We start from the raw sequence: 12,503 nt of genomic DNA on the forward strand, positions 1-12,503 counted from the left end.
GGCCGGCCGATGACCGGGGTGGTGCCGACGATCGGCGGTTCGGCCGGGGCGGGCGGCCCGTCGTCGTGCCGGTGGCCGGGATCAGCCGCCCAGGCCGGGCAGGGCGTTGGTCAGCCCGCCGAGGGGGGTCTTGTCCAGGCCGGGGATGGACGGGATGGCGGCGCGCTGCTGGGTGACACCGGCGACCGGGGCGGCCTCGGCGGCGGGCGCGGCCTGCCCCGCGCTCGGGGCCAGGGTGCCGAGCGTGCCGGCGACCTTGTCGCCGCCGGGCAGCTTGGCGGCCGTGTCGGTGACCGCTCCGGTCACCGCGGGGTTCGTCACCGCGCCGGTGGGCAGCCCGAGGCCGCCGGCCGCCTGGCCGGTCGCCGCGGAGGCGGTGCCGGCGCCGACCGCCGCGATGGCGATGCCGAGCGCCGCGGTGCCGGCGGCCTTGAGAGCCTGCTTCATGGTTCGTCCCCTTGGGTCCTCGTCGGTGGCCGACGTCGCGCGGTTCGGCGGACGGGCGACCGCCGCCACGACCTGTCAGCAATGACTGGCACACCGTAGTGACAGGGTCGCGCGAGAACCAAAGGGCCTTCACTCACTCGAGTGACTAGTCGGATGAACGCCAATTTCCTTGCGGGGCTTCGGCGTTCACCCGACCAAGGGGCGACAGGCCGGCTCAGTTGCCGCCGGTACCCGCGCTGAACAGCCACTCCGCCTTGAGCTCGGCGTAGCCCGGCTTGATCACGTCGTTGATCATCGCCAGTCGCTCGTCGAAGGGCAGGAACGCGGACTTCATCGCGTTCACCGTGAACCACTCCAGGTCGCCCAGCGTGTAGCCGAAGGCCTCCACCAGGTGCCCGAACTCCTGGCTCATGCTGGTGCCGCTCATCAGCCGGTTGTCGGTGTTCACGGTGACCCGGAACTTCAGCCGGCTGAGCAGCCCGATCGGGTGCTCGGCGTACGAAGTCGCCGCCGCCGTCTGGAGGTTGGAGGTCGGGCACATCTCCAGCGGGATGCGCTTGTCGCGCACGTACGCGGCCAGCCGGCCCAGCGTGACGCTGCCGTCCTCGTTCACCGTGATGTCGTCCACGATCCGCACGCCGTGGCCGAGGCGGTCCGCGCCGCAGCACTGCAGCGCCTCCCAGATCGACGGCAGGCCGAAGGCCTCGCCGGCGTGGATGGTGAAGTGGTTGTTCTCGCCCTTGAGGTAGTCGAAGGCGGCCTGGTGGCGGGTGGGGGGGTAGCCGGCCTCGGCGCCCGCGATGTCGAAGCCGACGACGCCCTGGTCGCGGTGGCGGTTGGCCAGTTCGGCGATCTCCTGCGAGCGGGCGGCGTGCCGCATCGCGGTGATCAGGGTGCCGATGCGGATCCGGTTGCCCGCCGCACGGGCGTTGGCCTCGCCGAGGCGGAAGCCCTCCTGGACGGCCTCGACGACCTCGTCCAGGGTCAGGCCGCCCTCCAGGTGCTGCTCGGGGGCGTAGCGGACCTCGGCGTACACGACGCCGTCGGCGGCCAGGTCCTCGGCGCAGTCGGCGGCGACCTTGATCAGGGCCTCGCGGGTCTGCATGACGGCGCAGGTGTGCGCGAAGGTCTCCAGGTAGCGGACCAGGGAGCCGGAGTCGGCGGCCTCGCGGAACCACTCGCCGAGTTCCTTGACGTCGGTGGTGGGAAGGCCTTCGTAGCCGGTCGCGGCGGCGAGCTCGACCACGGTCTCCGGGCGCAGCCCGCCGTCGAGGTGGTCGTGCAGCAGGACCTTCGGCGCGCGGCGGATCTGGTCGGGGGTGGGAATGCGCGGGCCGGTGCCCGCGGTGGTGACGGGGATCTGCTTCTCCATTGCGGAAATATAGCCCCTACGCGCGTAGACTCACCACCGGGAACAGCACCGAATGGTCCAAACTCCCCCCGGAATTCCACCGGCCGGTCCATACGATCCGCCAAATCAGTCGTGGTGCAGCAGCCGCCCCCGCCGGGACAGCACGAAATCCCGGAACGCCCCCACCGGCGGCGTCAGCGGCCGCCCCGTCGCCCAGGCCAGGCCGATCGCCCGCCGGGTCCGCGGCGCGGTCACCTCCAGCTCCACCACCCCGGGCCGCGGCACCAGGGCCGGCGGCAGCAGCGCCACCCCCAGCCCGGCCGCCACCAGCCCGCGCAGGGTCTCGGTCTCCTCCCCCTCGAACGCCAGCCGGGGCACGAATCCGGCCCGGGCGCAGAAGCCGTCCGTGATCATGCGCAGCCCGTACCCCTGCTCCAGCCCGACGAACGGCTCCTCGGCCACCTCCGCCAACCGGATCCGCCGCCGCCCGGCCAGCCGGTGGTCCGCCGGGACGACCAGGTGCAGCCGCTGCTCGTCCAACGGGCGGGCGGTGAAGGCCGGGTCGTCCGGCAGCGGCGCGACCAGGCACAGGTCCAACTCGCCCGCCCGCAGCCGCTCCAGCATCGCCATGCCGTAGTCCTGCACCAGCTGGAACCGCACCTGCGGGTGCGCCGCCCGGAAGCCGCGCAGCAGCGCCGGAACGGCGTCCGGCCCCATCGTGTGCAGGAAACCGAAGGCCACCCGCCCCACCGCCGGGTCCGCCTCCGCCCGGGCCGCCTCCGCGCCGCGCTCCAGCTCCGCCAGCGCCCGCTCCACCGAGGTCAGCAGCAGCCGTCCCGCCCTGGTCAGCCGGACCGTCCGGCCCTGACGGGCCAGCAGGTACACCCCCAGCTCGTCCTCCAGCCGGGCCACCGCGCGCGACAGCGTCGGCTGCGGCACCCCGAGCAGCGCCGCCGCCTGCGTCACGTGCTCCAGCCGGGCCACCGCGGCGAACTGCGCCAGCCGGGGCGCCAGCAGCACGGCCGGCTCCTCCGGCCCCAACTCGGCCGCCCGGTACCGCTGCTCCGTTCCGTCCGACCCGTCCGCCACGGCCATCCGCGCCTCACCTCGACTCATACGCCAGTGCATCGATCATCCACTCTTCATGCATTGGACGCATCAACCGCGCCAGGCCTACGGTCGAGGACATGCAGCCCGCCGATACCAGGGCATCCGTGCCCGCCCCGGATGCCTCCACCGCCCGCACCCCCGACCACGACGACCGCCACCGCCCCGGCCAGCGCGACTTCCGCCGCGCCAACCTCGCCCTGTTCGCCGCCGGGATCGCGACCTTCGTCCTGCTCTACTCCACCCAGGGCCTGCTGCCGATCCTCTCGGCCGATCTCGACCTCACCCCCGGCCAGGCCAGCTGGACGGCCTCCGCCGCCACCCTCGGCCTCGCCCTCGGGCTGCTCCCGGCCAGCGCGCTGTCCGACAGGTACGGCCGCACCGCCGTGATGACGGCCTCCACCCTCGCCGCCTCCGCCCTCGCCGTCGCCCTGCCCTTCGCGCCCGACCTCGCCACCCTCGTCGTGCTGCGCGTCCTGCAGGGCGCCGTGCTCGCCGGCCTGCCCGCCACCGCGATGGCCTACCTCGCCGAAGAGGTCCACCCCAGCGCGCTGGCCTCCGCCATGGGCCTGTACGTGGCCGGCAACAGCATCGGCGGCATGGGCGGCCGGCTGCTCTCCGGCTGGACCGCCGCCGCCCTCGGCTGGCGCTGGGGCCTGGCCGCCTCCGCCGCCCTCGCCCTGCTCGCCGCACTCGCCTTCCGGCTGCTGATCCCCGCCGCCCGGCACTTCACCCCGGCCCCGGTGGACGCCCGCGCGCTCGCCCGTACGGTCGGCCGGCACCTGCGCAACCCGCTGCTGGTGCGGCTGTACGCGCTCGGGATGCTGTTCATGGCGGTGTTCGGCGCGGTCTACAACACCGTCGGCTACCGGCTGATCGCCGCACCGTTCCACCTGCCGGAGTCGGTCGCCGCCTCGATCTTCGTGGTCTACCTGGTCGGCACCGGCACCTCCGCCGCGGCCGGCCGGCTCTCCGCCCGCCTCGGCCGCCGCGGCGCCCTCTACGTCGCCATCGGCGTCACCGCCACCGGCCTGCTGCTCTCGCTCGCCGACTCGCTGCCCTGCGCCCTGCTCGGCCTGGTCCTGATCACCGCCGGCTTCTTCGCCGGCCACGCCACCGCCTCCGCCGCCGTCGGCCGCACCGCCACCGAGGGCCGCGCCCAGGCCTCCGCCCTTTACCTGATCGCCTACTACCTGGGCAACAGCCTCGGCGGCACCCTCGGCGCCGACGCCTACCACTCCACCGGCTGGCCCGGCGCCGCCACCGTCGGCCTCACCGCCATGACCCTGGCCGCCGCGGTGACGCTCTACGCCACCCACCAGGCGCACGCCGTCCGGCGCGAGGGAAGAGTGGGCAGACTTTCCGCCAGGTAGACTTTCCCCATGGCAGACCTCAAGCGCCGTCGTCGTCCCCACCTGGTGTCCACGCCCGTGCGGAAGAAGGGCGTGGTCACCATCCCGCAGGAGATAAGAGAGCAGTTGGACCTCCAGGAGGGCGACCACCTGGTGGTCGCCGTGGAGGACGGTCGCATCGTCCTCACTCCTGCCTCCGTCATCCCCGACGACCAGGCATGGTTCTGGAGCGGTTCCTGGCAGGAGAAGGAACAGGAAGTCGAGGAGGCGATCGCTGCGGGCGAGCGCGGCGAGGTGTTCCAGGACGGCGAGGAGTTCCTGCAGTCGCTCGCCGACGAGTCCGGGCTGGACCTGGGGGAGATCAAGCGCCGTGCCGACGCATGAGTCACTGGCCCACTTCCTGCGCGACTGGAAGGGCCTGACCGCGGCGCAGAAGGCCGCGTTCCTCGTCGCGGTTGCCCAATTCGTCTCCGACCTTCACGCCGGCCGGGGCTTCCGCCGGGGCCTGCGGGTGAAGAAGATGCAGGGGCATCCAGACGTCTGGGAGATGACGTGGGCGCCCGACGGCCGGGCGACCTTCAGCTACGGGACGCCCCTCCAGGACGGCGAGCCGCATATCGTCTGGCGCCGGATCGGCACCCACGACATCTTCGGCCGACCATAACGGCGCCTGAACACATGACAGGAGCCCGTACCCGGTCGACGGGTACGGGCCCCTGGGCACCTGCTCTGGCGGACGACGCCTCGAAACGGAGGGTGGGCTCAGCGTCGAGCGTCGTCGGATACTCGGCCAAGCAATCGACGCGGTCCTCGGCCAGGGCGTAGTGCCTCGGCGGAAGCCCGATGAGCCAGTCGCGGACTTCCGGTTCGATCTCGACCGTGAAGCGGTCGACTCCCATGTGCGGCAACGTAAGCCACGCTGCCGCACAAGGAGTAATCGCATGACTACGCGATGCGGTCCAGCACGATCGGGTTCGGGGTGAACGCCGTGCCCTCCGGGCTGACCTGGATGCCGCCCGCCAGCGCCTCGATGGCGTAGTCGTAGCGCTCCGGGGTGTCGGTGTGGAGGGTCAGCAGGGGCTGGCCGGCCACCACGGTGTCGCCGGGCTTGGCGTGCATCTCGACGCCGGCGCCGGCCTGGACCGGGTCCTCCTTGCGGGCGCGGCCGGCGCCCAGGCGCCAGGCGCAGACGCCGATGGCGTAGGCGTCCAGCTCGGTGAGCACGCCGGAGGCGGGCGCGGGGATGACGTGCTGCTCGCGGGCGACCGGGAGCGGGGCGTCGACGTCACCGCCCTGGGCGGCGATCATGCGGCGCCAGTGGTCCATCGCGGAGCCGTCGCGCAGGGCGTCGGCCGGGTCCTTGCCGTGCACGCCGGCCGCGGCGAGCATCTCGCGGGCGAGCGCGAGGGTGAGCTCGACGACGTCGGCCGGGCCGCCGCCGGCCAGCACCTCGACGGACTCGCGGACCTCCAGCGCGTTGCCCGCGGTGAGGCCGAGCGGGGTGGACATGTCGGTGAGCAGGGCGACGGTGTTGACCCCGGCGGTGGTGCCCAGTCCGACCATGGTGCGGGCGAGTTCGCGGGCGTCGTCCAGGTTCTTCATGAAGGCGCCGGAGCCGACCTTGACGTCCAGCACCAGCGCGCCGGTGCCCTCGGCGATCTTCTTGGACATGATCGAGGAGGCGATCAGCGGGATGGCCTCGACGGTGCCGGTGACGTCGCGCAGCGCGTACAGCTTCTTGTCGGCCGGCGCGAGGCCGTCGCCGGCCGCGCAGATGACCGCGCCCGCGTCGCGCAGCACGTCCATCATCTCGTCGTTGGAGAGCAGGGCGCGCCAGCCGGGGATGGACTCCAGCTTGTCCAGGGTGCCGCCGGTGTGGCCGAGGCCGCGGCCGGACAGCTGCGGGACGGCGGCGCCGCAGGCGGCGACCAGCGGGGCGAGCGGGAGGGTGATCTTGTCGCCGACGCCGCCGGTGGAGTGCTTGTCACTGGTGGGCAGCGGGAGCGAGGAGAAGTCCATCCGGACGCCCGAGCGGATCATGGCGTCGGTCCACCGGCTGATCTCGCGCGGCTTCATGCCGTTCAGCAGGATCGCCATGGCCAGCGCGGACATCTGCTCGTCGGCGACCTCGCCGCGGGTGTAGGCGTCGATGACCCAGTCGATCTGAGCGTCGCTCAGCTCTCCGCGGTCGCGCTTGGTCCTGATGACGGAGATGGCGTCCATGCGTGCTCCAAGAGGGGTTCAGATGCGTCAAACAGATGCGGCAAATGCGAAGAGTGCCGCGAGATGACCGGGTTCCGGCCCACTCGCGACACTCTACGCGCGTAACAAGAATCGAGGCTAGAGCCGCTCCGGCCCGAACGCGTCGGGCAGGACCTCGCTCATCGGCTTCACGCCGGAGGCCAGGTCGATCAGCAGATCGGGACCGCCGTGCTCGTACAGCAGCTGGCGGCAGCGCCCGCACGGCATCAGGAGTTCGCCCGCGCCGTCGACGCAGGTGAAGGCGACCAGCCGGCCACCGCCGGAGGCGTGCAGCGCGGACACCAGCCCGCACTCGGCGCACAGCCCGAGCCCGTACGAGGCGTTCTCCACGTTGCAGCCGCTGACCAGCCGGCCGTCGTCCACCAGGGCCGCCGCGCCGACCGGGAACTTGCTGTACGGGGCGTACGCGTGGCCCATCGCCTCGCGCGCCGCCTCGCGCAGCCGCTCCCAGTCGATCACGGGGGCCGTCACTTGCCCTGACCCTTGCGGTAGATCTGACCGTCCGCCTTGGGCATCCGCAGTCGCTGCGACGCCAGCGAGAGCACCACCAGGGTGATCACGTACGGCGTGGCGACGATCAGCGGACGCTGCACCTCGTCGGTCAGCGCGTACCAGGCACCCAGACCGCCGGCCACCACGAGGGAGATCACCGTCGCGGTGAACTTGCGGCGGTACAGCTGCCACAGGGCGAGCAGGATCATCGCGATGCCGACGATCAGGATCAGCACGTGCACCGACTCCGGGTCGCGCAGCTGGAGGCTGTCGGTGAAGCCGAACAGGCCGGCGCCCATGGCGAGACCGCCGGGCATCCAGTTGCCGAAGATCATCGCGGCGAGGCCGATGAAGCCGCGGCCCAGGGTCTGGCCGTCCTTGTAGAAGTGCGCGGCGACCAGCGAGAGGTACGCACCGCCGAGGCCCGCGAAGGCGCCGGAGGCGATGACCGCCAGGTACTTGTACTTGTAGACGTTGACGCCCAGCGACTCGGCGGCGGTCGGGTTCTCACCGCAGGAGCGCAGCCGCAGGCCGAACACCGTGCGCCAGAGCGCGAAGTAGCTGACCACGATCAGCGCACCGGCCAGGATCACGACCACCGAGATGTTGGTGACCAGACCGCCGAGCACGCCCGCGACGTCCGAGACGAAGAACCAGTGGTGGTTCTCGATGTCCTTCAGGCCCGAGGACAGCCCCGGGATCGTGATGTAGGGCAGCGGATCCGCCGGCGGGGACTGGTTCGCCCCGGCACCGGCCGAGATGTAGTCCTTGTAGTAGATCCGGTTGACGTACGCGCAGATGCCGGGGATCAGCAGGTTGATGCCGACGCCGGACACGATGTGGTCGACGCCGAAGGTCACGGTGATGATCGCGTGCAGCAGACCGCCGAGCGCCCCGCCGAGCATGCCGGCCAGCAGACCGACCCACGGGTTGACCAGGTAGCCGGCCCAGGCACCGCAGAAGGTGCCGGCGACCATCATGCCTTCGAGACCGATGTTGACCACACCGGCCCGCTCGGACCAGAGACCGCCGAGACCGGCCATGCCGATCGGCACGGCGGCGCTGAGCGCGGCGGTGACCTGACCCGAGGAGGTCAGCGAGTGGTTGCCGGTGGCCATGCCCACGGCGGAGAACAGCACCAGGGCACCCGCGATCAGCAGGAGCACCACGGGCCAGGACAGCTTGCGCTTCTTCGCAGGCGCGCCCGGCGCCTTCGGACGAGCGGCAGTAGCGGTGCTCATGCCCGCACCTCGCTTCGCTCGGCGCGTGCTTCGCACAACGCGCTGTACTTCTTGGCTCGCTCACTACGCTCGGTCACGAGGCCACCTCCTTCTTCTCAGTGGCCGCGGCCTGGGCGGCGAGCTCGGCGCCGACCTTCTGCTGCTGGCGCTTCAGGCCGTAGCGGCGCACCAGCTCGTACGCGACGACGACACAGATGACGATGGTGCCCTGCATGACCGAGACGATCTCGGACGGGAAGCCGCCCTGCAGGGGCAGCTGCGCGCCGGTGGCGTCCAGGAAGGCGAACAGCAGGGCCGCGAAGGCCATGCCGACCGGGCTGTTGCGGCCGAGCAGGGCGATCGAGATACCCAGGAAGCCCAGGCCGGGCTGGAAGCTCTGGCCGTAGTAGAAGGAGTTCTGCAGCAGCTCGGGCATGCCGATCAGACCGGCGATCCCACCGGAGACGAACATCGAGATGACGACCATCTTCTTGACGTTCACGCCGGAGGCGGTCGCGGCGGACTCCGAGCGGCCGGTGGCGCGCAGGTCGAAGCCGAAGCGGGTGCGGGTCAGGGTGAACTGGAAGAGCACACCGACCAGGATCGCGATGAAGAGGAAGCCCCAGAGGGTGCCGCCGGCCGTCTCGATGCCGAAGAAGTGGCTCGACTGCGAGATCGGCTCGGTCTGGATCGAGTTGCTGGTGCCGCTGACCTTCGGCGCGAAGATGCCGGGGACGAGCAGCAGACCGACGATCGCGAGCGCGATGGCGTTCAGCATGATGGTCGCGATGACCTCGCTGACGCCGCGGTAGACCTTCAGCAGGCCGGCGATGCTCGCGTACAGACCACCGACCAGCATGGCGGTGACCAGCAGCAGCGGGATCTGGATGAACGCCGGCAGGTCGACCTGGGCACCGATGTAGGCCGCGAACAGCGCCGCGACCTTGTACTGGCCCTCGACGCCGATGTTGAACAGGTTCATCCGGAACCCGAACGCGGCGGCCGCGGCGGCCAGGTAGTACGTGGTGGACCGGTTGAGGATCGCCACCTGGCCGTCCGACTTGGTCGCGAACGTGATCATCACGTTCCACGCGTCGAACGGGTTCTTGCCCGAGGTCGCCAGCAGGATCGAGCAGATCGCGACGGACAGCACGACCGCGAGCACCGGCGCCGCCAGTGCGAGCACGATCCGCTCACCGCTGATCCGCTGCGCCAGGCTGCGCTTGGCGGCGGGGTTGGGACTGGTCATGGGTTACTCCCCCGCCTGCGGGTCGTCGGCGGTGTCGGTGTGCGGGTGCTCGGCCTCGGCCTCGGTGCCCTCCGCGGCGATGGCCTGCGCCTCGGCGACGGCCTCCGGCTCGGACTCCAGGTGGCCGGCCGCGGCACCGGTCATCGCGGTGCCGAGGTCCTCGGCGGTGACGGTGGCCGGGTCGGCGTCGGCGACCAGGCGGCCGCGGTAGATGACCCGGATGGTGTCGGAGAGGCCGATCAGCTCGTCCAGGTCGGCCGAGATCAGCAGGACGGCCAGGCCCTCGCGCTGGGCGGAGCGGATGTGCTCCCAGATCTGCGCCTGGGCGCCGACGTCCACACCGCGGGTCGGGTGGGCGGCGATCAGCAGCTTGGGCTGGTGGCTCATCTCGCGGCCGATGATCAGCTTCTGCTGGTTGCCGCCGGAGAGCGAGGCCGCGGTGACCTCGATGCCGGGGGTGCGGACGTCGTACTGCTCGACGATCCGCAGGGTGTCCGTCCGGGCGGCGGCCGGCTTGAGCAGCACGCCGCTGGAGTTGGGCCGCTCGGTGACGTGGCCGAGGATGCGGTTCTCCCAGAGCGGGGCCTCCAGCAGCAGGCCGTGCCTGTGGCGGTCCTCGGGGATGTAGCCGATGCCGGCCTCGCGGCGGCCCCGGGTCAGGGTGCCGGAGAGGTTCTTGCCGTCCAGGACGACGGTGCCCGCGTCCAGCGGCAGCATGCCCATGATGGCCTCGACCAGTTCGGCCTGGCCGTTGCCCTCGACACCGGCGATGCCGAGGATCTCGCCCTTGTGGATCCGCAGCGAGATGTCGTCCAGGACGACGCGCTCGATGCCCTCGGCGTCGGTCTTGGCGATCCGCAGGCCCTCGACGTTGAGCATCTCGGTGGTGGTGACGGTCGACTCGCGGCTCTCCGGGGAGGGCAGCTCGGCGCCGACCATCAGCTCGGCCAGCTGACGGGCGGTGACCGCCTTCGGGTCGGCGTCGCCGACCGTGGTGCCGCGCCGGATGACGCTGATCGCGTCGGCCACCGCCAGCACCTCGTGCAGCTTGTGCGAGATGAAGATGACGGTGACGCCCTCGGCCTTGAGCTCGCGCAGGTTGTCGAACAGCGCGTCGACCTCCTGCGGGACGAGCACGGCCGTGGGCTCGTCGAGGATCAGGATCTTGGCGCCGCGGTACAGCACCTTGAGGATCTCGACGCGCTGGCGGTCGGCGACGCCGAGGTCCTCGACCAGCGCGTCCGGGCGCACGCCCAGCCCGTACTGGTCGGAGATCTCCTTGATCTTCGCCTTCGCCTTGGCACCGATGCCGTGGAGCTTCTCGCCGCCGAGGACGACGTTCTCCAGCACCGTGAGGTTGTCGGCGAGCATGAAGTGCTGGTGCACCATGCCGATGCCGCGGGCGATGGCGTCACCCGGGGTGTGGAACTCGCACAGCTCGCCGTTGATCGCGATGGTGCCCTCGTCCGGCCGCTGCATGCCGTAGAGGATCTTCATCAGCGTCGACTTGCCGGCGCCGTTCTCGCCCATCAGGGCGTGCACGGTGCCGGTGCGGACGGTGAGGTTGATGTCGTGGTTGGCCACGACACCGGGGAAGCGCTTGGTGATGCCGCGCAGTTCGACGGCCGGTGTCGCCGTCCCCGCGCTGGGGTTGCCGTCCTTGCGCAGCGGGACGGGGTCTGATGCGGTGATGGCGGTCTCCTGGTGGTCTGGAGGCGCGTCGTTGCGCTCGGAGGGCCAAGGGGGGAAACGGGGGGACGGAACGGGGCCCGGGGGTACGCGTTGAGCGCACCCTGCCGGGCCCCTCCCGTGATCAGTGTCGATCGTCACGCCGCCGATGAGTGGCAGGCGCAGGTCGCGTCCGAGACGCGCGGACCTCAGGAGGTCGGCGCGGTCGGGATGGTGGTGGCGCCGCTCTTGATGGCGTCGGAGGCGGCCTTCAGCTTGTCCTGGATGTCGTCGATCTTGCCGCCGGTGGTGGCGAGACGGACACCGTCGGCCTTCAGGTCGAAGAGCTTGATGCCGGTGAACGGCGTGCCCTGCTTGACCGACTGGATGTACGCGTAGACCGCGTTGTCGACGTTCTTGACCATCGAGGTCAGGATGCTGCCCTTGTACTTGTCCAGAGCGGGCTGCGCGGCCTGGTCGGAGTCGACACCGATGGCGAGCTTGCCCGCGTTGGCGACGGCCTCGATGGCGCCGTTGCCGGAGGAGCCGGCGGCGGAGTAGATGACGTCCGCACCCTTGTCGAGCTGGCCCTGCGCGGCTTCCTTGCCCTTGTCGGGCGAGTTGAAGCCGGTGAAGTCCGGCGGGGTGGTGAGGTAGGTGGTCTCGATCTGGATGTTCGGGTCGACGGACTTGGCGCCCGCCTTGTAACCGGCCTCGAACTTCTTGATCAGCTCGGACTGCACACCACCGATGAAGCCGATGTGGTGGCCCTTCGACTTGTTCGCGGCGGCGACGCCGGCGAGGTACGAACCCTCCTGCTCGGCGAAGACCAGCGAGGTGACGTTGGCCGGCTGGTCCTTGTCGTTCGAGTCGATGATCGCGAACTTGACGTTCGGGTTGTCCTTCGCGACCTTGTCGACGGCCGGCTGGTAGACGAAGCCGACCGCGATGATCGTCTTGTAACCGGCGTCGATCAGGTTCTTGAGGCGGGTCTCCTTGTCGGCCTCGGCCTCGCCCGGCTTGGCCTCGGCCTCGTTGACCGAAACGCCCAGGTCGGACTTGGCCTTGTCCAGGCCGCGGGCGGCGGAGTCGTTGAAGGACTGGTCGCCACGGCCGCCGATGTCGTAGGCCATGCCGACCTTGAGACCGTCGGAGGAGCCGGAGGAGGCGTTGTTGTCGGTGCTCTTTGCGCCGCAAGCGGCGAGCGAGGCCATGCCCAGGGAACCCGAGAGCACAACCGCGGCGAGCTTCATTGAACGGCGCAAGGGAGTATCTCCTTCTAACACGCAACCGTTTGGCGTGGTCGGACGCCACCGTAACGCGCGTAGAACACGGTTGTGTTACGGGCTGCCAGA

General features: G+C 70.9%; 12 protein-coding genes. 3 read left to right on the forward strand and 9 right to left on the reverse strand.

All coding sequences use genetic code 11. From position 1 onward, the window contains the following. Positions 1-81 precede the first annotated feature (81 nt). The 3 genes from ACWCYO_RS33235 to ACWCYO_RS33245 all read right to left on the reverse strand — a co-directional run bounded on the left by ACWCYO_RS33235 (position 82) and on the right by ACWCYO_RS33245 (position 2,893). Entirely contained in the window at positions 82-447 is a 366-nt protein-coding gene (locus ACWCYO_RS33235) for an ATP-binding protein (RefSeq protein WP_270146560.1), read from the reverse strand. Between the two features lie 214 nt (positions 448-661). Continuing rightward, on the reverse strand, positions 662-1,819 hold the full coding sequence (locus ACWCYO_RS33240; RefSeq protein WP_449786302.1) for an adenosine deaminase: 1,158 nt from the start codon (positions 1,817-1,819) through the stop codon (positions 662-664). 105 nt (positions 1,820-1,924) lie between these two features. Further along, positions 1,925-2,893 (reverse strand): LysR family transcriptional regulator, encoded by a 969-nt coding sequence (locus tag ACWCYO_RS33245; RefSeq protein WP_449786303.1) that lies wholly within the window; start codon positions 2,891-2,893, stop codon positions 1,925-1,927. Between the two features lie 92 nt (positions 2,894-2,985). Between ACWCYO_RS33245 and ACWCYO_RS33250 the strand changes: the two genes are divergently transcribed. From ACWCYO_RS33250 to ACWCYO_RS33260, 3 genes are read left to right on the forward strand one after another with little or no spacing between them, the layout of a single operon-like run. Continuing rightward, positions 2,986-4,278, forward strand: coding sequence for an MFS transporter (locus ACWCYO_RS33250; protein ID WP_449786304.1), 1,293 nt, complete (start codon positions 2,986-2,988; stop codon positions 4,276-4,278). 9 nt (positions 4,279-4,287) lie between these two features. Continuing rightward, entirely contained in the window at positions 4,288-4,641 is a 354-nt protein-coding gene (locus ACWCYO_RS33255; RefSeq protein WP_449786305.1) for an AbrB/MazE/SpoVT family DNA-binding domain-containing protein, read from the forward strand. Further along, positions 4,628-4,921 (forward strand): hypothetical protein, encoded by a 294-nt coding sequence (locus ACWCYO_RS33260; protein ID WP_449786306.1) that lies wholly within the window; start codon positions 4,628-4,630, stop codon positions 4,919-4,921. The genes ACWCYO_RS33255 and ACWCYO_RS33260 overlap by 14 nt, the downstream gene beginning before the upstream one ends. Before the next feature lie 281 nt (positions 4,922-5,202). Here the strand turns inward: ACWCYO_RS33260 and ACWCYO_RS33265 are convergent, their stop codons facing one another. From ACWCYO_RS33265 to ACWCYO_RS33290, 6 genes are all read right to left on the reverse strand, one after another. Then, a complete protein-coding gene (locus ACWCYO_RS33265) occupies positions 5,203-6,480 on the reverse strand; it encodes a thymidine phosphorylase (RefSeq protein ID WP_270146554.1) in 1,278 nt (425 codons plus the stop codon). Positions 6,481-6,597: 117 nt separating this feature from the next. After that, positions 6,598-6,990 carry a cytidine deaminase gene (locus ACWCYO_RS33270; RefSeq protein WP_270146553.1) on the reverse strand — a complete coding sequence of 131 codons (393 nt, stop codon included), beginning with the start codon at positions 6,988-6,990 and terminating at the stop codon, positions 6,598-6,600. Further along, complete coding sequence (locus ACWCYO_RS33275; RefSeq protein ID WP_270146552.1) at positions 6,987-8,252, reverse strand: ABC transporter permease; 1,266 nt, start codon at positions 8,250-8,252, stop codon at positions 6,987-6,989. The genes ACWCYO_RS33270 and ACWCYO_RS33275 overlap by 4 nt, the downstream gene beginning before the upstream one ends. 73 nt (positions 8,253-8,325) lie before the next feature. Then, positions 8,326-9,480 (reverse strand): ABC transporter permease, encoded by a 1,155-nt coding sequence (locus ACWCYO_RS33280; RefSeq protein ID WP_270146551.1) that lies wholly within the window; start codon positions 9,478-9,480, stop codon positions 8,326-8,328. 3 nt (positions 9,481-9,483) lie between these two features. Continuing rightward, a complete protein-coding gene (locus ACWCYO_RS33285; protein WP_405000825.1) occupies positions 9,484-11,010 on the reverse strand; it encodes an ABC transporter ATP-binding protein in 1,527 nt (508 codons plus the stop codon). Between the two features lie 347 nt (positions 11,011-11,357). Next, a complete protein-coding gene (locus ACWCYO_RS33290; RefSeq protein WP_270146550.1) occupies positions 11,358-12,413 on the reverse strand; it encodes a BMP family lipoprotein in 1,056 nt (351 codons plus the stop codon). Positions 12,414-12,503: the final 90 nt, after the last annotated feature.

It is taken from the genome of Kitasatospora sp. NPDC001683, from assembly GCF_053596495.1.

Bases quoted from the DNA above. Each gene is read 5' to 3' on its own strand.
- ACWCYO_RS33280 (WP_270146551.1), bottom strand. From the start codon at position 9,480: ATGACCAGTCCCAACCCCGCCGCCAAGCGCAGCCTGGCGCAGCGGATC.
- ACWCYO_RS33275 (WP_270146552.1), bottom strand. From the start codon at position 8,252: ATGAGCACCGCTACTGCCGCTCGTCCGAAGGCGCCGGGCGCGCCTGCG.
- ACWCYO_RS33235 (WP_270146560.1), bottom strand. From the start codon at position 447: ATGAAGCAGGCTCTCAAGGCCGCCGGCACCGCGGCGCTCGGCATCGCC.
- ACWCYO_RS33245 (WP_449786303.1), bottom strand. From the start codon at position 2,893: ATGGCCGTGGCGGACGGGTCGGACGGAACGGAGCAGCGGTACCGGGCG.
- ACWCYO_RS33285 (WP_405000825.1), bottom strand. From the start codon at position 11,010: ATGGGCGAGAACGGCGCCGGCAAGTCGACGCTGATGAAGATCCTCTAC.
- ACWCYO_RS33240 (WP_449786302.1), bottom strand. From the start codon at position 1,819: ATGGAGAAGCAGATCCCCGTCACCACCGCGGGCACCGGCCCGCGCATT.
- ACWCYO_RS33250 (WP_449786304.1), top strand. From the start codon at position 2,986: ATGCAGCCCGCCGATACCAGGGCATCCGTGCCCGCCCCGGATGCCTCC.
- ACWCYO_RS33265 (WP_270146554.1), bottom strand. From the start codon at position 6,480: ATGGACGCCATCTCCGTCATCAGGACCAAGCGCGACCGCGGAGAGCTG.
- ACWCYO_RS33255 (WP_449786305.1), top strand. From the start codon at position 4,288: ATGGCAGACCTCAAGCGCCGTCGTCGTCCCCACCTGGTGTCCACGCCC.